Annotated in this window: 20 protein-coding genes; 11 read left to right on the top strand and 9 right to left on the bottom strand. The window is 70.1% G+C overall.

Annotation, left to right across the window (positions count from 1 at the left end; genetic code table 11):
- Nucleotides 1–45: 45 nt before the first annotated feature.
- The 6 genes from ACG83_RS13555 to ACG83_RS13530 form a co-directional block, all read right to left on the bottom strand.
- Nucleotides 46–843: an SDR family NAD(P)-dependent oxidoreductase gene (locus ACG83_RS13555; protein ID WP_054566444.1), complete on the bottom strand. Its 798-nt coding sequence runs from the start codon at nt 841–843 to the stop codon at nt 46–48.
- Complete coding sequence (locus ACG83_RS13550; RefSeq protein WP_054566443.1) at nt 843–2,213, bottom strand: Rieske 2Fe-2S domain-containing protein; 1,371 nt, start codon at nt 2,211–2,213, stop codon at nt 843–845. Before ACG83_RS13550 ends, ACG83_RS13555 begins: the two co-directional genes overlap by 1 nt.
- Nucleotides 2,214–2,314: 101 nt before the next feature.
- Entirely contained in the window at nt 2,315–2,770 is a 456-nt protein-coding gene (locus ACG83_RS13545; RefSeq protein WP_054566442.1) for a VOC family protein, read from the bottom strand.
- 99 nt (nt 2,771–2,869) lie between these two features.
- Complete coding sequence (locus tag ACG83_RS13540; RefSeq protein ID WP_054566441.1) at nt 2,870–3,979, bottom strand: hypothetical protein; 1,110 nt, start codon at nt 3,977–3,979, stop codon at nt 2,870–2,872.
- Nucleotides 3,980–4,434: 455 nt separating this feature from the next.
- Nucleotides 4,435–5,262, bottom strand: a complete 828-nt coding sequence (locus tag ACG83_RS13535; RefSeq protein WP_054566440.1) for a fumarylacetoacetate hydrolase family protein — start codon at nt 5,260–5,262, stop codon at nt 4,435–4,437.
- A gap of 128 nt (nt 5,263–5,390) precedes the next feature.
- Complete coding sequence (locus ACG83_RS13530) at nt 5,391–6,527, bottom strand: LLM class flavin-dependent oxidoreductase (protein WP_054566630.1); 1,137 nt, start codon at nt 6,525–6,527, stop codon at nt 5,391–5,393.
- A 253-nt stretch (nt 6,528–6,780) separates the two neighbouring features.
- On the opposite strand from ACG83_RS13530, the gene ACG83_RS13525 reads away from it, so the two are divergent.
- Complete coding sequence (locus ACG83_RS13525; RefSeq protein WP_054566439.1) at nt 6,781–7,440, top strand: GntR family transcriptional regulator; 660 nt, start codon at nt 6,781–6,783, stop codon at nt 7,438–7,440.
- A gap of 149 nt (nt 7,441–7,589) precedes the next feature.
- On the opposite strand, the gene ACG83_RS13520 is transcribed toward ACG83_RS13525, so the two are convergent.
- Complete coding sequence (locus ACG83_RS13520) at nt 7,590–9,014, bottom strand: amidase (RefSeq protein ID WP_054566438.1); 1,425 nt, start codon at nt 9,012–9,014, stop codon at nt 7,590–7,592.
- Nucleotides 9,008–9,460, bottom strand: a complete 453-nt coding sequence (locus ACG83_RS13515) for a VOC family protein (RefSeq protein WP_054566629.1) — start codon at nt 9,458–9,460, stop codon at nt 9,008–9,010. Before ACG83_RS13515 ends, ACG83_RS13520 begins: the two co-directional genes overlap by 7 nt.
- Before the next feature lie 289 nt (nt 9,461–9,749).
- On the opposite strand from ACG83_RS13515, the gene ACG83_RS13510 reads away from it, so the two are divergent.
- From ACG83_RS13510 to ACG83_RS13465, 10 genes are all read left to right on the top strand, one after another.
- Complete coding sequence (locus ACG83_RS13510) at nt 9,750–10,658, top strand: GntR family transcriptional regulator (protein WP_054566437.1); 909 nt, start codon at nt 9,750–9,752, stop codon at nt 10,656–10,658.
- Nucleotides 10,651–12,033 (top strand): Bcr/CflA family efflux MFS transporter, encoded by a 1,383-nt coding sequence (locus ACG83_RS13505; protein WP_235497865.1) that lies wholly within the window; start codon nt 10,651–10,653, stop codon nt 12,031–12,033. The genes ACG83_RS13510 and ACG83_RS13505 overlap by 8 nt, the downstream gene beginning before the upstream one ends.
- Nucleotides 12,034–12,412: 379 nt before the next feature.
- Nucleotides 12,413–13,546: an ABC transporter ATP-binding protein gene (locus ACG83_RS13500; protein ID WP_054566435.1), complete on the top strand. Its 1,134-nt coding sequence runs from the start codon at nt 12,413–12,415 to the stop codon at nt 13,544–13,546.
- 2 nt (nt 13,547–13,548) lie between these two features.
- The gene (locus ACG83_RS13495) at nt 13,549–14,343 is read left to right on the top strand and encodes an ABC transporter ATP-binding protein (protein WP_083473194.1); all 795 of its coding nucleotides are present in this window, start codon (nt 13,549–13,551) and stop codon (nt 14,341–14,343) included.
- 125 nt (nt 14,344–14,468) lie between these two features.
- Nucleotides 14,469–15,506, top strand: coding sequence for an ABC transporter permease (locus ACG83_RS13490; RefSeq protein WP_054566434.1), 1,038 nt, complete (start codon nt 14,469–14,471; stop codon nt 15,504–15,506).
- A gap of 2 nt (nt 15,507–15,508) precedes the next feature.
- Nucleotides 15,509–16,432, top strand: a complete 924-nt coding sequence (locus ACG83_RS13485) for an ABC transporter permease (RefSeq protein WP_054566433.1) — start codon at nt 15,509–15,511, stop codon at nt 16,430–16,432.
- Nucleotides 16,433–16,575: 143 nt separating this feature from the next.
- On the top strand, nt 16,576–18,312 hold the full coding sequence (locus ACG83_RS13480) for an ABC transporter substrate-binding protein (protein WP_054566432.1): 1,737 nt from the start codon (nt 16,576–16,578) through the stop codon (nt 18,310–18,312).
- 231 nt (nt 18,313–18,543) lie between these two features.
- Nucleotides 18,544–19,857, top strand: a complete 1,314-nt coding sequence (locus ACG83_RS13475) for an NtaA/DmoA family FMN-dependent monooxygenase (protein WP_054566627.1) — start codon at nt 18,544–18,546, stop codon at nt 19,855–19,857.
- On the top strand, nt 19,857–21,146 hold the full coding sequence (locus ACG83_RS13470; RefSeq protein WP_054566431.1) for an NtaA/DmoA family FMN-dependent monooxygenase: 1,290 nt from the start codon (nt 19,857–19,859) through the stop codon (nt 21,144–21,146). The genes ACG83_RS13475 and ACG83_RS13470 overlap by 1 nt, the downstream gene beginning before the upstream one ends.
- A gap of 146 nt (nt 21,147–21,292) precedes the next feature.
- On the top strand, nt 21,293–22,123 hold the full coding sequence (locus ACG83_RS13465) for an MBL fold metallo-hydrolase (protein ID WP_054566430.1): 831 nt from the start codon (nt 21,293–21,295) through the stop codon (nt 22,121–22,123).
- Between the two features lie 11 nt (nt 22,124–22,134).
- Here ACG83_RS13465 and ACG83_RS44150 read toward each other — a convergent pair whose 3' ends face one another.
- Nucleotides 22,135–22,635: a hypothetical protein gene (locus tag ACG83_RS44150; RefSeq protein ID WP_152991363.1), complete on the bottom strand. Its 501-nt coding sequence runs from the start codon at nt 22,633–22,635 to the stop codon at nt 22,135–22,137.
- Nucleotides 22,636–22,685 lie beyond the last annotated feature (50 nt).

Below are 22,685 nucleotides of genomic sequence, written 5' to 3'. Positions count from 1 at the left end.
CGGACCTGGGTGGTCAGACGACGGGGTGGTCAGGCGATGGGGTGGTCAGGCGACGGCCGCGACTCCGCCGTCGACGACGAGCGTGGTGCCGTGGACGAAGTCGGCCGCGCCGGAGGAGAGGTAGACCGCGGCGGCGCCCATGTCGACCAGCAGCCCGTTGCGCCGCGCCGGCGTGCCGGCGGCCGACTCCTCGGCCGCGCCCGGCTTGTTCAGCAGCCAGTTCGTCGGCGTCTCGATGCTGCCCGGGACCAGGCAGTTCACGTTGATGCCCCGTGGGGCCAGCTCGCCGGCGAAGACCTTCGTGAGGTGCTCGACGGCGGCCTTGCTCGCCCCGTACACCGACGACCCGGGAAACGCCCGCCTGCCGGCGACCGAGCTCACCGTCAGGATCTTCCCGGGGCGCTGGTCCGCGAGGAAGTACCGCGCCGCCGCCTGGACACCGAAGAAGGTGCCCTTCAGGTTGAGGTCGATCTGCGCGTCGAAGTCGGCCTCGGTGACGTCCACCAGCTCGGCGGGGCGGAACACCCCGGCGACGGCGGCGAAGACGTCCAGCCCGCCGAAGTGGGCGACGCAGGCCTGCACGACCGCGGTGTTCGCGGCGACGTCGAGGACGTCCACCTGGATGCCGGTGATGTTCGCCGGCCCGGCGACGTTCGCGAGATCCTCGACGACGGCGTCCATCCGGGCCTTGTCCCGGCCGGCGACGGCGACCCGGGCACCGGCGGCGAGGTAGGCCCGCGCGATCCCGATGCCGATGCCCTGGGTGCCGCCGACGACGAGGGCGACCTTGCCGGCCAGCAGCGATCCGGGAATCGGCTCCGCGGTGGTCTGTTCCGTGGCCATCAGGACCGTCCTCGGGTCGGGTTCCGGCGGCTGCGCGGCTTGATCAGCTTGTCGGGCGTCTGGATGTCCCGCGCGTGCTCGCTGAAGAACTTGCGGAACATGGTGATCTCCAGGTCGGGGCGGTAGAGCCGCTCCCGGTCCCAGCCGTTCTCCTTCTCGTAGAACGTCTGCATGCTTTCCCGGGCCTTGTTGTCGTCGATGAGGAACTTCTCGACGGTGGGCACGTACCACTCGGTGTGGCCGGTCTCCCCGCGCCAGGCCTCCGCCTCCTCCTCGGTCGCACACGGCTTCGCGCCGAACATGAAGGAGCGGGTGTGGTTCTCGTCGATCGGGACCAGCCAGTCAAAAGTGATCATGTCGGACGGGAAGTTCACCGTCTCGTTGCAGGACGGCAGCCAGATGCCGACCTCGATCGGCGGCATCGCCAGGAAGGAGGAGATCAGCTCCTCCCGGCTCTTCCCGACCGCCGCCGGCGCGGTGTAGGTGGTGTCCGGGCGGCCGTCCTTGCCCGGGATGACCGCGGAGAAGATCAGCTCGGCGGTCGCGGTGCAGCGGGAGAAGCCCTTCGGGCCGGGGGCGTCGACGACGTAGGTGGTCTCGCCGGCCTCCTCGCCCTTCTTCGCCACGTAGCCGAACGTCATCGGGAAGCCCGACTCGATGACGTACGGCGACCAGTTGTGGATGAAGTGGTGGCCCGGGTCGAACGAGTTCTCCAGCGCCAGCCGCCAGTTCGCCCGGATGATCCCCGGCTCGGCGTAGTGCATGACCGTGTCGGCGGCCAGGAAGCTCGCCGGGACGTCCGCCTCCAGCGGCGGCGGCTCCTCGTCACCGATGTAGACGAACAGCAGGCCCTTGGCCTCGACGATCGGGTAGGCGCGCACGCCCGTCCTGCCGGCCAGCGCGCTTTCCGGCTCGTTGAGGATGCAGCGCAGGTCGCCGTTCTCCATGTCGAACGTCCACGTGTGGTACCAGCACGTGATCGTGTCCTCCGAGAGGACCAGCGGGCGCTCGGAGAAACGGGTGCCGCGGTGCGCGCACCGGTCCTCGACCGCGTACAGCCTGCCGTTCTTGCGGACGAGCAGGATCTCCTCGCCGAGCATCTTCACCGCGTGGGTGCCGCCCTCGGGCAGCGCGTCGGACAGTGCCGCCGGATACCAGTACTCGCGCAGGCCCAGGTTCGCCTCCAGGTAACGCTGCCAGGGCCTGGCCCGGCGGGGCGGGGCCTCGACCCGGTCGACCTGGTCCCGGGTCTGCTCGGCGAGCTCGTTGGCCATGGCCATGCCCGCGGCGGTCGGCTCGGTGTGCCGGGCCTGGCTCTGGGTCTGGGTCGGTTCGCTCGCCGAGGCCTGCTCGGGAACGCTGATGCTCACGTAATCACTCCTCGGCGGGAGGTCGAAGGGGCGAGATGGGTGGTGCAGACGCTCAGCGGAGCTCGCGGAGCCCGGCCTGACCCGGCCGAGCCCGGCGGAGCTCAGAAGAACAGCGGCTCGTCGCAGAGCTCGAAGATGTTGCCCTCGGGGTCGATGAACTGCGCGACCTGGCCCTCCGGGGGCAGCCCGTCGGCGGAGACCGTCGGTGACGGGCCGTGCAGCAGCGTCGCGCCGCGCCGGGTGAGCTCGGCGACGACCGCGGTCATGTTCTCGACCTTGAACGACATCAGCACGCGGTTGCGGTCCCAGCCCCGCGCCGGGCTACCCGCGGCCGGCCCGTTGTCCTTGCGGGCCATCAGCTCCAGGGTGCAGCCGCCGGTGTGGTACGCCGCGAAGTACGGCGAGGCGTTCTTCACCGGCAGGCCGAGGACGCCCTCGTAGAACGCCCGCATGGCAGCGAGGTCGTCGACGTACACCAGGTTCCACGACAGCGGCCCGAGCAGCGGCCCGCCGGTGGACGCGGCCGGTGCGGGGCTTTCGAAGGCTTGCGCGGTCACGTTCTCTCCTCCAGGCAGGGATGGGCAGTCGGAGACAGGGATGGGCAGTCGCGCCGGGCCGTGCGATCGAGCCGGGCGGTCGAACGGGCACTCGGGTGGTCAGAGCGCGCCCACGAGCGGGGCACCGAGCCGGGCGGCCCCGTCGTCCACCCGCAGCTCGTCGACGACGAAACGGCCGTGGTCGAGGATCTGCCGCCCGTCGAGCCACACGCTGCACCGGCGCACCGGGACGTCCGAGTGCGCGAGGGTGAACCGGCTGCCGCCGGCCTCGTTGTTGGGGCCGGTGGAGAACAGCACGTTGCCGGCGAAGCAGCGGCCGTCCATGCCCTGGGTGGCGGAGCGGTCGAGCAGCGCCAGCGCGTTCCAGCGGGCCTTCTCGTTGAGACCCCACCCGATGTGGGACATCGCGAAGCCCTCGGGGTCGCCCCAGCTCTCCAGGTAGTCCCGGTACAGCTCGGCGTCCGCCCCGGGGCCCTCGATGGAGCGGATGAACCCGTCGACGACGTCGATCGTGATCGGCGCGTTCACGTAGGTCTTGAACGGGAAGATGATGTCGCCGCTGTTGATCACCCACCGGCCGTTGGCGCTGCCCTCGTTCGGGTAGGCCGCCGCGAGACCGGCGCTGAGGTGCGCGTGGGTGCCGGGGCCGCTGGTGAGCCCCCAGCCACCGCCGGCGCCGAACTGGCCGAGGCCGAAGGTGATGTCGGTGCCGGCGTCCGAGGTGATCCGCAGCTCGCTGCCCCCGCTGAGCATGGCCACGCTGGTCTGCACCCGCCGGCGCAGGTCGTCCGTCGGGAACAGCCGCTCCAGGATCTCCGGCGGCTCGGTGATCATGAGAATCCGGGTGCCGGCGGCGAGGATCTCCTCCTGCTCCGCCGAATGCAGCAGGATCGACAGGTCGACCACCATGTCGGCCGACCTGAGCGCCTCGACCACCGGGCGCAGGCCGGTCAGGCCGGTCAGCCCGTACACCTCGCCCACCCCGGGGACGGCGGCGGCGGATCGGGTGATCGACGGCAGCATGACGGTGAAGACCCGGGCGCCCAGCGACGCGGCCGCGGCCGCGGTGGTCTCCAGGTAGAGCGGCGGCGACTGGGCGTTGCCGAGAACGGCCACCGTCTCGCCGGGCCGCACGTCGCAGCCTTCCAGCGCACGGCGGAACAGGGTTGTGAGGGTGCCGCCGTCGGCGGCCTGGTTGGGAACGAGCACGATGCACCTCTCACCGGTGTGGCTTTGCCGCTGTGCCGCGATGCCGCGGCGCTTCCGTTCCCCCCGGCGCGCCGGTCCCGGGAGACTCCCCGTCGGGCCGGGACGAGCCCACGAGCCGCCGCGTGCCGAGGCACGGCCCGGATTCGTGAAGCCCCGCCGGCCGGGCGCCCGACCGGCGGTTTTCATGCTCCGTGCACGATGTTTCGGGGTTTTATCCCGCCTGTCTCGGAGCCATGAAATCGTGTTCCAGAAGGCTCCGGAGATACGGCGGCGCGACGGTTCGGGAGATCGACGCTAACTGGAGTCGCCGCGACCGGTCACGCTGGCAACAAATACGTCACGCCGGATCGCGGCCTGCTCGATACCAGGTGCTGCGCCGGATCAGCGGCGGATCGACACCTGGTCGCGCCCGCGGAATTGATCCGACGAAAGGAACGGAAGCAAAAGGCGGGAGATCAGGAGAAACGGACGGTGTTCTGGGTGGTGCCGATACCCTCGATCTCGACCGTGACCACGTCGCCGTCGGCGAGATAGACCTTCGGGTCACGGCCGTGCCCGACACCACCCGGGGTTCCGGTGGTGAGGATGTCACCCGGTACCAGGGTGATGAACTGGCTGACGTAGGCCACGATCGTGGCGGGCGGGAAAAGCAGGTCCGAGGTACGCGACTTCTGCATCACCTCACCGTTCACCAGGGTGCGCAGGGCGAGGTCGTCGACATTGTCGAGCTCGTCGGGGGTGACCAGCTCGGGACCGAGCGGGGTGGAGCCCTCGAAGGTCTTGCCCTGCAGGAACTGCAGGGTGCGGAACTGCCAGTCCCGCATGGTGATGTCGTTCATCACCGTGTAGCCGGCGATGGCCGCGCGGGCCGTGTCCTCGTCGGCGAAACGGACCGTCGAGCCGATGACGAAGGCTAGCTCGCCCTCCCAGTCGACCTCGTTCGTCACGGGCGGCACGATGATGTCGTCGTGCGCGCCGATCAGCGAGCTCGCGTACTTCGCGAACAGCGTCGGGTGGGTCGGCGGAGTGCGCCCCATCTCCTTCAGGTGGGTCGCGTAGTTCAGGCCCATGCAGACGATCTTGGGCGGCTGCGGCACCAGTGGCGCCAGGTCGACGCCCTCACGCTCGATCCTCTCGCCGTCAACAGCGGCAGCCTGGCGCCAGTCCGGGCCCGAGGCGATCAGAGTGCCCACGCTCGCGAACGGGAGCAGGACGATCTCATCACCCTCGACGCGACCGGCGGCGGTTACGCCACCGGGACGACGGACAGTGGACAAGCGCACGGTTTCTCCTCAGGTATCTTCAGCCGGCTGTCGGGCCAGCTGGGTTGTTCGGGTTATGCGGGGCCGTCTGAGCTGGGATGGCTCATCTGTTCCTGGAGCCGGTCTCAGGTGCTCCGGCGCTCCGGCGCTCAGCTGCTCGCGGCTGCCGGAACCGACGCCGCCGCGACGGCGGTCGCCGCCGACGCCTCGGCCGCGACCCCGTTGTCCGGCTCCGGGAAGGCGGGCATGACCTCGGCGGCGAAGAGCTCCAGCGTGCGGCGCGCGTCCGACAGCGGGGTCGCCGCGAAGTTGATCTGCATGGAGGGCTCGACGTCGCCGAACACCTCGAGGGTCGAGGCCACCTGCTGGCGGACGTCCGCCGGCGTGCCGACGTAGACCTGGGCCTTGTCCTCCAGCTCGGCCAGCGTCTTCCTACGCATCCCGGTGATCATGTCGGCGTAGCCCGCGTACTGCGACGGGCTGCGCTCCATGTAGTCCTCCCAGGTGGAGGCCATCTTGTCGACGTAGTCGGCGTAGTGGACGGCGGCGTTGCGCCGGGCCCGGTCGCCGTCGGTGTCGACGAAGCAGTGGATCCCCATCTGGATCCGCTCGGAGCCGGCCGGGTAACCGGCGTCCAGCCGGGCCTTCCGGTACAGGTCGAGCAGCCCGGCGACCTTCTCGTTCGTCGAGGTGAACGGAATGAACATCAGGTTGAAGCCCTGGCTGCCCGCCCAGACAAAACTCTCCGGGGTGGACGTCGCCGCGATGAAGACCGGCGGATGGGGCCGCTGGTAGGTCAGGGGAAGCATACTCACCGGACCGAACCTGTGAAAGGTGCCGTTCCACACCACATCGGTCTCGGTCCACAGTTTGAGGACCGCGGCAATACCTTCCTGGTGCCGCGCCCGGCTGGTGTCCATGTCGACTTCGAATGCCTCGAACTCGCCAGGGAGGAAGGCGCGGGCGAAGCCCACGTCGAGTCGGCCGTGGGACAGGTTGTCGAGCATCGCGAGCTGCCCCGCGAGCTTGATGGGGTGGTTGAACGCCGGGATGTTCGCGCCGGTTATCAGCCGAATACGTTCGGTCCGGGTCGCGACGGCCGCGAGGAAGGTGACGGGGTCCGGGCTGTAGCCCCCGTAGGGATAGAAGTAGTGTTCGACGATCTTCACCGAGGAGTAGCCGAGGCGGTCCGCGAGGATCGACAGTTCGAGAGCCTCGTCGAAGAACTGCACAGCAGACTTCTCGGCGGGCGAGACCGTGGGGAAGAAGTTCACTCCGGCGAGCACCGGCACCTCCACCTAACTATGTCGTCTGTAGACGCGAAGATCATGGTCGAAAACGCACTTCGCGCGAAGTTTTGTGCTATCGTGCGAAAACTGTTCCAGACGAAATGTTTCCGCCATGGAACGGAAGTTTCCGCCGGGTGCGTCAGGGTGGTTTCGACGGCCAGGGGCAGGAGCTCACTCCAGCCGACGACGGCGTCGATTCATTTCTGTATACTGTCCACAATCTTGCTGCTGAGGTGTACGGGTGGGAGATATGAAGACGACGATCGGCGCGGCCTACCGCCCGCTGCGGCAGCTCGTCGCCGACGAGCTGCGCGGTCGCATTCTCCGCGGCGAGCTCACCCAGGGCAGCCGTGTCATCGAGGACCGTCTCGCCGAGGAGCTGGGGGTCTCCCGCAACCCTGTCCGCGAGGCGATCCGGCTGCTGGAGTCGGAGGGCCTCGTCGAGGTCACGCCGCGCAAGGGCGTCATGGTCACGGTGATCAGCGGCGAGGAGGCCGACGACCTCATCGAGGTCCGCGCCGCGCTGGAGGTCACCGCGGTACGCCGGGCGGCGGCCAGGGGCATCACCGCCGAGATCGACGCAGAGCTCGAGGCGGTGCTGGTCGAGGGCGAGAGCGTCACCGAGGCGGGCGCCTACGAGCGCCTCTCCGCGCTCAACGCCCGCTTCCACGACCTGCTCGCGCGGGCCAGCGGCAACAACCACCTCGTCGAGGTCCTGCGTGACCTGCAGAACCGGCTGCAGCTGCTGTTCTCCGTCGGGGTGGCGCGCCGCTCGGGGCGTGCCTGGGAGGAGCACCGCCGCATCCTGGAGGCGATTCGCGCCCGGGATGCGGACTGGGCGGAGGCGGAGATGCGCGCACACATCAACGGCGCGGCGCACCGCTACCAGAAGGAGAAGCCGCCGGCCTAGCCGGGCCGGCGGCACCGGCACCGGCACCGCCGAGGGCGCCGGTGCCGCCGGGGTTCTCGGCAGCGCGCGAGACGTCAACACACGGGAGATCAGCGTCGCAGGAGACATCCGCTGGTTGCCGGTTCCGGCGCGACGGCACCGAACTGCCGTCACCACGGCGAGGCCGGCGCGACGAGTGGCCAGGGGTGGTCGCGCTCGACCGCCGCGGCAAGCTCGAGCAGCAGGTCGTCGCGGTGGTGCGGCGCGAACAGGTGCAGGCCCACCGGCAGGCCGGTCGGGCCCGTCCCCACCGGGATGGAGATCGCCGGGCAGCCGCTGATGTTCGCCAGGGGAAGCGGGCCCGGCGCGGGGCTGCCCGTCTCGGCGTCGAAGGCCTCCCCCGTCGTCGGGCAGGCCACGAGGTCGACGTCGTCGAACAGCGCCGCCATGGTCTCGATGACGTCGATCCGGTAGGTGTCCAGCTCGGTGAGGACCCGGGCGTCGAGGCTGTCCGCGGCCACCATCACCTCCCGGATCTCCGCCGTGAGCTCGTCCGCGCACGCGGGCCAGTACGGGCCCAGGAACCGCCGGATGCGCAGCGCGCCGATCGCCGCGAACGCCGCCGACGGTCCGGGGACCGCCGGGGTCGCCAGCGCGGCCAGCCGCAGGCCCGCGGCCGCGACGAGGTCGCGCAGCGCCCGCTCCACCACGGTGACCACGCCCTGGTCGTGCGCGGCGCCACCGAGGTCCGGCAGCCAGGCGACCCGCAGGCCCGCGGTGGGCACCGTCCCGAGACCGGCCTCGAACCGGGGGGAGATCGGGGCACTGAACGGATCACGCGCGTCGAAGCCGGCGGTGACGTCGAGCGCGCGGGCGATGTCGCGTACCGAGCGGCTCAGCGTGGTCGTGACCACGGTGAACGGCTCCAGCACCGGCTCCGGCCCACCGGGCACGATCCGCCAGCTGACCTTGAGCCCGGGCAGGCCGCACATCGCCGCCGGCTGACGGGTCGAGCCGCCGCCGTCCGTCGCCGTCGCCAGCGCGAACAGGCCACCGGCCACCGCGGCGGCGCTGCCACCCGACGAGCCGCCGGCGGACGCCGCCAGCCGCCACGGGTTGCGGGTGATGCCGTGCAGGCGGCTCGCGGTGTGCGCTCCGCGGGCCAGCTCACTGGACGTCGTCTGCGCCACCGGAATCGCCCCGGCTGCGACGAGCCGCCGAACCTGGGTCGAGTGGCGGGTCGACCGCCGCCCCCGCAAGGGCACCGACGCGTCGGCCCGCGGCCAGCCGGCGACCTGCTCCAGTTCCTTCACCGCGAACGGCACTCCGGCGAGCGGCAGGGCGAGATCCACCTGCGCGGCCGCCCGGCGCGCCGCGTCGGCGTCGACATGGCACACCGCGCCCAGCCGCGACCGCTCCAGGGCGCCCAGCACCCGTTCCAGTTCGGTGACCGGGTCGCGGTCCCCACGCCGGTAGCTGTCCACCAGCCCGACCGCGTCCCCGGCCCAGGGCGCGGCCGTCCCGCCGGAGGCCATCCCGCCGGAGGTCACCTCCGTGGAGGCGGCCTCGGTGGTCGCCGCCGGCTGGCTCAGCACGGTCCGTCCAGCTGGGACGGCCCGTAGTGACGGAGCTCGACGACGTTCCCGTCGGGATCCCGGATGTAGAGCAGATCGCTGTTGCCGTAGGCGCCGTAGCGATGGAACGGGCCACCGACGACGTCGAAGACCCCGGACGCGGCGAGCTCGGCGAGGTCACACGGCTCGATGACGACGCAGAAGTGGTTCACGTTGCGACCGGGGCCACCCCGCGGCGTGCGGGCGTCCAGGTCGATGATCACTCCTGGTGCCACCTCGACCGACGGGAACGGTGCCCGGCCCTCGCGCCAGGCCTCGAGACGGTGGGTGCGCATGCCGAACTTCTCGACCCACCACCGGACCGAACGCTCCGGATCTTCGACGTTCAACACGATGTGGTCGAAGGCCTTGGTCACGATCGGTGGCCGTACTACTGGCAGCGATTCGACTGTGTCGCCCACGGTCACGTTCAACCCTCCCGACTCCTCCGACGAAGTTCGTCGACTGTATACCGACTGCCCCATCCCACCGCTACCCCCACAGCCGCCCGTTCACTGGGAAAACGCGCTGTGACGTGCATGTTTCACGATTCCCGCCAACCCCCGACATTCCCCGTGACGCCACAACCGTATACAGTCGACGGCAAGTCGAGAAGTTCTTCCGCCCTGGGGCCGTACCTGGGCCGCCAGGCATGGAGGACGGATCGGTAGCGGTGTGTAGCGCAGGGCAGATAGGACGAGGCACCAGGAGGGCACGATGGCAGCGGACCGATCCGCGGAGATCGAGCGGTCCCGAGTCGAGTTCAGTCGCGCCCGACGGGCGCAGAGCGCCGGGCGCCAGCTTCAGGTCTCGTCCCGGCGGGCCTACGAGATGCTGCGCGCCGGCCTACGCGCCGGGCACTTCGACGGCCCGGAGGAGCTCGCCGAGAACACCCTCGTGAACACCCTCGGGATCAGCCGCAACTCGGTGCGCCGCGCCCTGTCCATGCTGGCCGACGAGGGCCTGGTGACCCGCGCCCCGCGTCGGGGCACCACAGTCCGGCGCGGCATCGTCCAGGTCCACGAGGGCGAGATGCTGCCCCGCGAGCTGCACGAGGAGGAGAGCTGGCGCCGGCTGGAGATCGAGGAGATCAGCCAGTGCGTCGTCCCGACGACCCGGCTGCTGCGTGAGCGGCTGGAGATCGACGACGCCGAGGTGGTCATGATCGAACAGGTCTTCCGCCTCGACGGTGAGCCGCTGTGCGTCCGGGCCGGCTACGTGCCGCTGCCCGCGACACCTGAGCGCTACTTCGCCGACGTGGTCGCCATCGACCGTCGCCCACCGCGCTACGAGGCCCTGTTCGAGCAGCTCTTCGACGCCCCGTACGGCGGCGGGCGGGCCGTGGTGGAGGCCGTTCCCTGCGAGGAGCGCACCGCGCGACTGCTCGGCGTCACGCCGGGAACCCCGGTCCTGCTACGGGAGGTCGTCGTCCGCGACAGCAGCGGACGTGCCCGTGACCTGCACTGGACCCATTTCCGCGGCGATCGCGTCGCACTCTCCTTCGGTGTCGACGCGCCGACGGCGGCACGGGCGAGCGCCCCGGCGGCCAGCACACGCGTGACGGGTCCGGCGGCTACGGGCGCGCAGCGGGCGGGAACGATGTCCGCGCGGGCCGACGTTGCCTGACGGGGCCGCGGTACCCGAGGCTGGCGCGGTACCCGAGGCTGGCGCCGCATCCGGGGTGGCGTGCCCGCGGACGACGTCCCGACCGCGGCTGGCCTCCCGGCAACAGGCGACGTCCCAACAGGCGACGTCCCAGCCGAAGGTGGCCGCGCGCGAGACCGGGCTGGCGCGGACCGTCCCGCTGGCGGCGCTGGTGCTGTTCGGCGCGATGACCGGGCTCGGCCCGTTCTCGATGAGCGTGCACCTGCCGGGCCTGCCCGACATGGCCGACGACCTGCGCACCTCCCAGCCGTCCATCCAGCTGACGATGACCGCGTGCGTCGTCGGGATCGCGATGGGCCAGCTGATCGCCGGGCCGATCTCGGACGCGGCCGGGCGCCGCCGCCCACTGCTGGCGGCGATGGCGCTCTACGCCGCCGCGTCCGCCGGCTGCGCGCTGATGTGGTCGGTGCCCGCGTTGGCCGCGTTGCGCTGCGCGCAGGGCATCTTCGCCGGGTTCGGCATGACGATCGCCCGCGCGGCGATCCGTGACCTGGCCGAGGGCCAACACCTGGTCCGCCTGTTCGCCCGGATGGCGATCATCAGCGGCCTGACCCCGATCCTGGCCCCGAACCTCGGCGGTGCGCTGCTCGCCGTCACCGACTGGCGCGGTGTCTTCGTGGTGCTCGCGCTGCTCGGAGTGGTGCTGGCCGGCGCCAGCACCGTCAGCATCCGCGAGAGCCTGCCGCCGGCCCGGCGGGTGCCGCTGCGACCGGTCGCGACGTACCGCACGTACCGGACGATCGCCGGCGACCGGTCGTTCCTCACCGCGGCGCTGATCGTCGGGCTGGCCTACGGCGCGATGTTCTCCTACGTGTCGTCCTCCTCGTTCGTGCTGACCGACGCCTACGGGGTGTCGAAGACCCAGTTCGGGCTGCTGTTCGCCCTGAACGCGCTCGGATTCATGGGCGGCAGCCAGGTCGGAGCCGCACTGTCGGCACGGTTCGGCTCGCTGGGCGCACTGGCCCGCAGCCTGCCGACAGCCACCTTCGGCAGTGTCCTGATCATGGTGGGTGCGGCCACGCACCTGGCGGCGCTGGTGATCGCCGCACTGTGGTTCACCGTCGCGTCGATCGGCATGTGCATGCCGGTCGCCTCCGCCGAAGCGATGCGCTCGCAGTCCGCGAACGCCGGGACGGCCTCCGGGCTGCTCGGGCTCATCCAGTTCGCGCTCGGAGGTCCGGTCGGCCCGATCGCCGGAGCCTTCGGGTCCGCCAGCGCGCTGCCGCTGGGCGCGACGATGTGCGTTCTGCTCTGCGCCGCATGCGTGTTGTGCGCCCGGTCGGCGAGCGGACCGCGATCCACCGCCGCCACCGCCGCCACCGCGCGACCGCAATAGTTTCGCCGGCCCGGTGGCAATCCGCCTCCGAGGGCCGGCAGCAATCCTCGCCGACCCGACGCCAATCCCCTTCGGGATCTCCGTCATCCGGGTATGGAGGGCTTATCCAGGCCGAAATTCCCGGCCTTTCGATGAGCATCCCGCCATACTTCGTTCGATCATGCTTCCAGGCCGGCTCCCGACCGCCCAGCAGGCACCCGGCAGGCGGCGCAATCATCTGGATCACCCTGTGTACCAGAGACTTCTCCACACTTCATGAGGCGCAAAGCGCGGGTTACCGCTCCCGCGCCGCAGAGAAACAATGCGGCGGAAATATAGGCCTCCGACGCCCGGCACCGGGACGGCTTCGGGGCAGCGATCGACCGGAAGGTGGCCCGTGATGACCACTGGCACCGTGATCAGCGACACCGCACGGCGGGAGGATCTCGCCGAGGAATCGGGCCCACCGATTCTTCGCGTCGAGGGAATGACCGTCCGCTACGACTCGTCTCGTGGCGACGTCGTCGCCGTCGACGACGTGAGTTTCTCGCTCGGCCGCGGCGAACGGGTCGCGCTCGTCGGCGAGTCCGGCTCCGGCAAGACCACGCTCGGGCTGGCGCTGGCGGGTTTCCTCACCCAGCCGTCCGTGCACATCACGCACGAGCGGCTGGAATTCGACGGCGTGCCTGTCTCCCGCACGGTCCGCACCCGGCTGCCGGTGCGGACACCCGGGCTCTCCATGGTGTTCCAGGACGCGATGACCACCCTTGATCCGGTGTGGACGATCGGCAGCCAGCTCGCCGCCGTCATCCGGGCTCAGCGCTCCGGCGCCACCGGCGCCACCGGCACCAACGGGGCCAACGCTGGTGCCGGCGCCGGCCACCGCTGGCTGCACCGGCGGGCGGACCGGGCGGCCATCCGTGAGATCTCGCGCCACTGGCTGGACAAGGTCGGTCTGCGCGACACCGACCGGGTGCTGCGAGCCCGCCCGTACGAGCTGTCCGGCGGCATGCGGCAACGCGCGATGATCGCCATCGCGCTGTGCGGCTCGCCTCGGCTGCTCATCGCCGACGAGCCCACGTCGGCACTGGACGCCTCCCTCGCCCGCGACGCCATGGAAATGCTGCTCGGCCTCACCCGGGAATCGGGTGCGTCGGTACTGGTGATCAGCCACGACATTCTGCTGGCACAGGAGTACACCGACCGCACCTTCGTCATGTACGGCGGCCGGATCGTGGAGAAGCGCGGTTCGGCGAAACTCGCCGAGACGGCCACCCATCCGTACACAGTCGGCCTCCTGCGGTGCGTACCGACGCTCGACAGCGCCGAGCTCGACGAGCTCCCGACGCTGGCGAGCGTCGCCGCCGCGAACGCACCCGCCGCACCGGCACCGACACCCGTCGTGAAGGCACCCGCACCGCCCGCGTCCACACCGCCCGCGTCCACACCGCCCGCGTCCGCACCCGCGCGCACGCCCGTGGCGCCCGCACAGCGGCGCCCCCTCATCCGTACCGATCACCGAGAAGGGCAGTAAGAGTGGACGCCTTCGCGCAGCTGGCGGTCAGCTCCGTGGTGAAGTACTTCGGGCCGGCCCGCAGTCGGCATGCCGCCGTCGACGGCGTCTCACTCTCGGTCGAGCCGGGCCAGCGCCTCGGCGTCGTCGGCGAGTCCGGTTCCGGGAAGTCGACCTTGGCGCGGATGATGGTCGGCCTGGAGCGGCCGTCGGCCGGCGAGGTCTCCTTCAACGGCGTCGCAATGGGCACCCTGCTGAGGATGCGGGCCTCACGGGTGGAGCTTCGCCGGGAGGTGCAGTTCGTCGCGCAGGACACCACGTCGTCGTTCGACCCGCTGCGCACGTTGCGCGACTCGATCCGCCAGCCGGCGCAGCATCTGCTCGGGTTGAGCAGCCGTGACGCCGACGCGAAGGTCGACGAGACGGTCGCCCTGCTGGGCCTGGCGCCGGCGCTGGTGGACCGGCATCCCGCGGAGGTCTCCGGCGGGCAGCGGCAGCGTTTCGCGATCGCCCGGGCGCTCGTCGTCCGTCCGCGGCTGCTGGTGTGTGACGAGGTGGTCTCCGCCCTCGACGTGTCGGTACAGGGCTGGATCCTCAACCTGCTCAAGCGGTACTGCCTGGAGTCGGGGGCGGCTCTCGTCTTCGTCTCGCACGGGCTGCCGGCAACCGCGTTCGTCTGCTCGGAGCTCGTCGTCATGCGGCACGGCAAGGTCGTCGAGCACGGCGACACCCGGCAGGTGCTGCACGAGCCGAAGCATCCCTACACGGCCAGCCTGCTCGCCGCCTTCCGCGGTGGCAGGGCCCGCAGCGCCGCCTGACCACTCCTGCTCCCGTTCGCGCTCCGGTTCCCGCTTCGGCCGCTGTTCCCGGCTCGTCCCGTCCGCTTCCGCTTCCACTCCCCCTTCGCCCGACCGTTCCGTCCGGAGAAAGGACCACCGGCCATATGGAGATCCTGCGCCGACAGCGGTGGTGGTTGGGCCGCATCGTCGCGCTGCCGTTTCAACTGCTGGTGTTCGCGGCGGTGTCGTTCCTGCTGGTCCAGAGCATTCCCGGCGATCCCGTCGCGGTGCTGACCGGCGGGCAGGCCACCGAGGAGAACCGCGCCGCCATCGAGAAGGAGCTCGGCCTCGACGGCAGCCTGCTCCACCAGCTGCTGCACTACCTGGGCAACGCCATGCAGTTCGATCTGGGCAACTCGATCATGTCCGGGCAGTCCGTCGCCGACGAGTTCGGTGAGCGGCTGCCGGCGACCGTCGAACTCGCGCTGATGGGGGTGCTGCTGTCGATCGTGGTCGCGGTGGCGTTCGCCTACCTGGCAGTAATGCGCCCGAAGAGCCCGCTCGCCTACCTGGTCCGCGGCTTCGCCCGGATCGCCGGTGGACTGCCGGAGTTCGCGGTGGCCGTCGCCGCCGTGTTCGTCTTCTACGCCACCCTGCACTGGGCACCCGCCCCGCTCGGACGTCTCTCCGGTGACATCGCGGAGGTTCCGAAGGTCACCGGGATGCCGTTCCTCGACACGGTCCTGACACTGCGTTTCGACGCGACCTGGTCGATGCTCGGCCACCTGGTGCTGCCGGTGGGCGTGCTGGTGATCTGCCAGTCCGGTGTGCTGATCAAGATGCTGCTGGCCGGGCTGGAGGAGGCCGTCGACTCGGCGCCGACCCGGTTCCGGATCGCGACGGGCGCCTCGGCGGCGACGGTGCGGGCGAGCCTGTTCCGCCGCGCGCTGCCGCCCGCGGTCACCACCTGCGGCACCCTGTTCGGCTACACCCTCGGCGGCGCGGTGATCATGGAGTCGATCTTCGGTTTCGCCGGGATCGGCGGCTACCTCGCGGACGCGGTCTCCTCCGGTGACATCCCGGCGATGCAGGGCTTCCTCGTCATCGTCGCCGCTGTCTCCCTGCTGGTCTTCCTCGCTGTCGACCTGGTCAACATGACGCTCGACCCGCGCCGGCGGCCGGGCGTGCGGGCGGAAGGGTAACCATGGCTGTCGTCGACACCGCCGATCGTCCGGAGACACCCGCGACCAACGCGACTTCCGCGGCTCCTGCCCCGGCTCCGACCGACGCGGCATCCGTGGCCGCCGGCGGCGGGCGCCCGGGCTGGCTGCGCCTGCTGATCAGCCTGCTGCCGCTGGTCCTGCTCGCCGTCGTCGCCGTCATCGGCCCGTGGATCACGCCCTACGACCCCGAGCGGGTCGCGGGGCCGTCGTCGAAGGGGCCGAGCGGCGACCACTGGTTCGGCACCGACGGTTCCGGGCTGGACGTCCTGTCGCAGCTGCTCGCCGCGACCCGGACCAACGTCGGGGTGGCCACCGTCGTCGTCCTGCTCGCCACCGTCGGCGGCGCGTTCCTCGGCCTGCTGACCGGGATGAACGAGTCGTCGCGGGGCCCGCGCGGGGTGCTGGCCCGGATCATCGGGCGGGCCGTCGACTTCGTCCAGGCCGTGCCCGGGATGCTGGTCGGCCTGGTCGCGGTGGCCTTCTACGGGGCCTCGTTGACCACGCTGGTCGCGACCCTCGCGATCGTGCTCGCGCCGCTGCAGGCGCGGCTGGTACGCACCGAGGTCCTGCGGGTCCGGTCGGACGCCTACGTCGACGCGGCCCGGCTCGCCGGGCTGAGCGAGCTGCGGCTCACGCTGCGCCATGTCCTGCCGAACTCCTGCCGGCCGGCGCTGGAGAACATCTCGGTGATCTTCGCGGTGAGCATCATCCTCACCGCGTCGCTCGGCTTCCTCGGCGCCGGGCTGCCCCCGCCCCATCCGGAGTGGGGATCGATGATCTCCCGCGGTGCGACCGACGCGGCCGTCGGCCGCTGGTGGCCCGCCACCTTCCCCACCATCGCCCTGATTCTCACCGTCGCGATCATGGCTTCCTCGGCCGCGAAACTGTTCGGTCGCCGTCGCTAGCGGCTGGTGGCTGATGCCGGGACCGCACCAGCCACCAGCACCCCCACCGGCTGCCTCCCGATCAGGCGGCCGTCCGTCCAGCAGCACCACTACGCCGACGTGGTGGCAACCGCAGATCTCTCACCCTCGACAGGAGCTCTCTCATGCCTGCCCACAACACCCCCCGACCAGGGGGTAATGATGGCGCCGGTGATCCGGTCGCCACACCCGTCGTGACCAGCTCTCGAGCGCAGCACGGGCGGCGCCTGCGCCGCGCGGGCGCCGCGATCACCGCCGGCGGAGTCGCGATCGCGCTCATCGCCGCCTGCTCCGGCGAGACGACCTCCTCGTCGTCCGAGGGCTCCTCAAACGGAGCCGACAGCATCGTCGAGGCCGTCGCCGCGCTGCCGACCGCGTTCGCCTACGACGCCGGCGCGTTCACCTACGAGGGCTTCGAGTTCCAGATCAACACCCAGGCGCAGCTCATCCGCAACCCGATCGTGACGGCGGACCGCGCAGACGGGTCGCAGGAGCAGGACTTCTTCAAGTTCGAGGGCGAGCTGGCGGAGAGCTACGACGTCAGCGCCGACGGGCTGACCTACACCTTCCACCTGCGCAAGGGCGTCAAGTCGTTCGCCGGCAACGAGCTCACCGCCGACGACGTGCTCTGGTCGTACGAGCGGAAGTGGAACTCGACGTCGGTGGCACCGGCCATCTCGGCCCCGGCGATCACCGACCCGGCGAAGCAGTTCAAGAAGATCGACGACTACACGGTCTCGATCACCATCGACCGCGCCGGTGACGGCTTCACGCTGCTGTCCCTGCTCGCCAACGTCAGCGGCGACATCTTCGACAGCGACCTGCTCAAGCAGCACGTGACAACGGACGATCCGTACGCGGTCAAGTGGTCGGCCGAGAACGGGAACTTCGGCTACGGCGCCTATGTGCTGGACAACTGGAAGTCCGGCCAGAGCCTGACGCTGAAGGCGAACCCGAACTACTGGGCGGGCGAGCCGGCGATCAAGACGATCACGCAGCGGGTGGTCGCCAACCCCGGAACCCGCACCAACCTGCTGACCAACGGTGATGCCGACATCGCCGTCCAGCTTCGCCCGCAGGACGTCAACGGGATGAAGGACGATGACGGCCTGCAGACCTTCAACATCGACTCGATCGAGTACCTGAACACCAACATCAACATCAAGAAGGCGCCGTTCGACGACAAGCTCGTGCGGCAGGCGCTGAGCTACGCCATCCCCTACGACGAGATCATGAAGCAGGTCTTCCTCGGCCGTGCCGACGCGATGACCGGCTTCATCAACCCCCGCTACCCCGGATACACCACCGACGGCCTGCGGACTGGTTCGTATGACCCGGACAAGGCCAAGAGCCTGCTCGCGCAGGCCGGTGTCAGCAGTGTCTCGGCGAAGATCCTCGTCGAGAACAGCATTCCGGCGCTGGAGGAGGCCGCGGTCCAGATCCAGTCGTACGCCAAGGACGCCGGCTTCAACTTCACCATCGACAAGCAGCCGGCCACCGCGGTGCAGGACCAGCGCTCCAACGGCACGTACGACATCCAGCTGGTGACCGACAAGGCGATCAGCCAGTCACCGCCGTACGAGCTGCTGCTCGCGTTCACGAAGGGCTCCCCGCTCAACGCCACCGGCTTCGCGAACGACGCCTACTACGCTGCCGTCGACAAGGGCGTCGCCGCCGGCGACCCGCTGTCGGAGGCAGCCGGCACGGCCTGGAACGAGGCCGTGAAGATCTGGCAGGACGAGCAGCCGACCGTTCCGGTCGCGTTCATCCAGCCGAACGTGGTCTTCGGCGCCGGCATCGACGGCTACTACTACCGCTCGGACAGCGCGATCGACTTCGCCGCGCTCTCGAAGACCCAGTAGCCGCCTGGCCCCTGCTTTCCCTCCGCCGTGCCGGCGCAATTTCGCCGGCACGGCGGATTCCTTTTCGGCCACACAGCGGGCCGGACCGCACACCCCACCCACGACCGCCGGCGTAATTCCCGACGAACCCGGCGGCACCCCGGCCGAAACACGGTCGGGGTTTTCTGCAGGAAGAAACGGCCGCGCGGCACGCGGATGGACGGGCGTCACGCCCCGGGCGAGGGAGAGAGCATGTTCCACATGGGCTGGTTCGTCGGGTCAGGCTTCAGCGTCCAGTCGTGGCGCGGCACGTGGGGCGGCTCCGGCGCCCGAGAATGGATGAAGCCCGACCTCTACGTCGACATGGCCCGCTCCCTGGAACGGGCCTGCTTCGACTACATGATCTTCGAGGACGGCCTCATGATCCCGGATGCGTACCAGGGGAACATGCAGGCCTACCTGAAGTACAACATGGAGTCCCCGCGGCACGACCCGACCGCGCTCATCGGCATTCTCGGCCAGGCGACGTCCCGGATCGGCCTCATTCCCACGCTTTCCACGTCGTTCTACCCGCCGTTCATGGCGGCGCGGATGCTGGCCACCCTGGACCACCTCACCGACGGCCGGGTCGGCGGCAACCTCGTCACCTCCTCCAGCCACCGGGCCGCGCAGAACTTCGGCTACGAGAAGCACTTCGAGCACGACCTGCGCTACCGGATGGCCGACGAGTGGATCGACCTCGTCGGGAAGCTGTGGGAGTCGTGGGAGCCGGGCGCGGTCGTCTTCGACGAGGAGACCGGCACCTTCGCCGATCACACCAAGGTTCACACCGTCGACTTCGAGGGCGAGTTCTTCCGCTGCCGCGGCCCGCTGAACGCCGTGCCCGGGCCGCAGGGCCGCCCGGTGATCTGCCAGGCGGGCGGCTCCCCCGCCGGCCGCGAGTTCGCCGCCCGCAACGCCGACACCGTCATCTGCGTGCCGCTGGGCGTGGAGGCGATGAAGGCCTACCGCGACGACATGTCCGCCCGGCTCGTCGCGAACGGGCGCAAGCCGTCCGACTGCAAGGTGCTCTACCTCGTGCGCCCGGTGCTCGGCGCGACCGACGACGAGGCCCGGGAGAAGCGCCGGCGCATCCAGGCCGCGCAGCGCACCGACGACGCCGTCGCCACCCAGCTCGCCGTCATGTCCTACTTCTCCGGGCTGGACTTCTCCCAGTTCGACCTCGACAAGCCGCTGCCCGACCTGACCGGCCAGGTCAACGGCCACCAGTCGTCGATGTCGCGTTACGCCAAGGACAGCGAGGACGGCAAGACCCTGCGCGAGCTCGCCGCCACCCACGAGACGACCGTCTCCCTCGAGCTCGTCGGCACCCCCGACACCGTCGCGGCCCTGATGGGCGAGGCGATGGAGGAGGTCGGCGGTGACGGCTTCCTCATCTCCAACGAGCTCGACCGGCGCGGCATCGCCGAGATCGCCGACGGCCTCGCCCCGGCCCTCAAGCGCCGCGGGCTGATCCGCGAGTCGTACACGCACGAGTACTTCCGCGACAACCTGCTGGAGTTCTGATGTTCCACCTCGGCCTGTTCACCGGATGCGGCGTGCAGTCCTGGAAGGACATGTGGTCGGGCGAGGGAGCGACCGACTGGATGAGCCCACAGCTCTACATCGACGTGGCTCGGGCGGTCGAGCGGGCCGGTTTCGACTGCATCATCCTGGAGGACGCCCACTTCGTTCCCGACGTCTTCCGCGGCAACACCGACTTCGCCCTGAAGAACGGCTTCCACGCGCCGAAGATGGACCTGTTCGTGATGACGCCGTTCATGCTCACCGCGACGAAGCACCTCGGGATCCTCCCCACGCTGACGACCACCTTCCACCCGCCCTACATGGCGGCCCGCACGCTCGCCACCCTCGACCACCTCTCCGGCGGGCGCGGCGGCGCCAACCTGGTCATGTCGCACAACGACCGCACCGCGCAGAACTTCGGCCTGGACGGACAGGCCGACCACGACCTGCGCTACGACCAGGGCGACGAATGGGTGCAGCTTGTCACCGAGCTGTGGAACTCCTGGGACGCCGACGCGCTCACCGTCGACCGCGACAACGGCGTCTACGTCGACCCGGCGAAGGTCCACGAAATCCATTTCTCCGGCCGCTTCTACCGTTCCCGGGGCCCGTTGAACTCGCTGCACCCACCGCAGGGGCGCCCGGTGTTCTCCCAGGCCGGCGGATCGGGCCGCGGCAAGGACTTCGCCGCCCGCAACGTCGACCTGGTGATGACCAACGTCACCGGCATCGACACGATGAAGGCCTTCCGTGACGACCTGGTCGCCCGGCTGGAGACCTTCGGCCGCAAACCCGACTCCTGCAAGGTCATGTTCAACGTCGCCCCGGTACTCGGGGAGACCCAGCGGGAGGCCGAGGAGAAGCGCGCCGCGGCGGTCGCCGCCCGCGAGGCGAACATCGAGTCGAACCTGGGCTGGATGTCCTACTACAGCGGCATCGACTTCGGGAAGTTCGACCTGGACGCCCCGATGCCGCAGATGCACACGAACGCCAGCCGCAGCACCACGCAGAACCTGCAGGCGAAAAGCACCGGCCTGACGCTGCGCGAGTTCGCCTCGTATCCGTCCGGAGGCGCCGTCGAACTGGTCGGCACACCGGACGCGGTCGCCGCCCAGATGGGCGAGGTGATGGACGAGGTCGGCGGCGACGGCTTCCTCATCCAGCAGCCGATGTTCCGCCGCGCGATCAGCGAGATCACCGACGGCCTCGCTCCGGCGCTGCGCCGCCGCGGCCTCATCCGGGACGGCTACTCCTACCCCCACTTCCGCGACAACCTGCTGGAGTTCTGACCCACGCCGCCCCGCCGGACCCGCCGGACCCGCCGGACCGTGATCGGGCTTCTGGCCGGCGACGCGCTGGCAGGATCTGACTGCGGGGCCGGTCGTCCCATCGACCTGTCCATCCACCCGGCCGAACGCCGTACGGAAGGCACTCCATGGACCTCGCCACCGACCTGCCGATCTGTGCCACCTGCGGCGTGCAGTACGACGCGCCGCGGCCGGACTGCCCGGTCTGTGAGGACGAGCGCCAGTACGTCGGCTGGGACGGTCAGCGTTGGACCACCCTGGGGACGCTGCGCGCCGAGGGCTTCCGCGGCCGGCTGGAACCCGAGGGCCCGGGCGTGTACGGCATCGGCGCCGAACCGAAGATCTCCATCGGCCAGCGGGCACTGCTGGTGACCACCCCGGGCGGCAACATCCTCTGGGACTGCGTGCCCTACCTCGACGACGACCTGATCGCCCAGGTCAACGCCCTGGGCGGCATCAGCGCGATCGCCGTCAGCCACCCGCACTTCTACGGCTCGATGATCGACTGGAGCCACGCGTTCGGGGATGTACCCGTCTACGTCCACGCCGCCGACGAGCAGTGGCTCGGCCGCCGCTCCTCCGCCGTCGACCTGTGGACGGGTGAGACCCTCACCATCGGCGAGGGCCTCACCCTCGTCAACGGTGGCGTGCATTTCGACGGCGGCACCGTGCTGCACCACGCCGGCGGCGAGAACGGCCAGGGGGCGCTGTTCTCCGGGGATATCCTGCAGGTCGTTCTCGACCGCCGGTATGTGAGCTTCATGTATTCGTATCCGAACTACATCCCGGAGCGCCCGGAGACCGTCCGCCGGGCCATCCGGCTGCTGGAGCCGTTCGCCTTCGAGGCGATCTACGGCGCCTTCTGGCAGACCGTCGTCCGCACCGACGGCCACGCCGCCATGCACCGCTCCGCGGACCGCTACCTGCGCTTCGTCGCCGATCCGGCCCACCCGTCCTGACCGGCTCGATCTCACCGGGTGCGACCGGACATATCACCTCTGACGGTTCTCGCCATCAAGATTCCCAACCCGAAGCCCTGGACAGGAATCACCGGAATCAGCAGCCAGGGTGAAATGCCGGCGACCCAGACATGGAGCGCTGCACAGATCAGGACGTACCCCAGGAGCACAGGAGAGCGCAGCATCCGGCGCAGAACTCGGCCCGGAGCCAGCTCTGGGGCCACCGGAGCCACAGCCCCGTCCTGGCAGGCAGGCCCGAAATCAGATGGGCCAGCACGGTCAGCCGGGCGCTCCCATTCAATGGCACCAAAATCGCGAATCCATTCCTCGATCTGATGCTCGTCATCGGCCCAGACATCCCAGCCCTCACCCCGGACACCGGGCGACTGTTCCGTGATGTAGATGCGCCAACCGGTTCCCGCCCGGTCCCGCTCGACGAGAAGACTGCGACCCTCATACTCTCCGGACAGGATCCGCCCGGGAACGCCAGCCCGCCACACCGGGGAGGTCATCTCAGCTCCCGACCGTCAGTCGTTCCCACAAAACAGGAGGATGAATTCCT

The organism is Frankia sp. R43, from assembly GCF_001306465.1.
In the GTDB taxonomy this organism is placed as follows: Bacteria; Actinomycetota; Actinomycetes; order Frankiales; family Frankiaceae; genus Parafrankia; species Parafrankia irregularis.
This window is presented reverse-complemented; position numbering and strand designations above follow the sequence as displayed.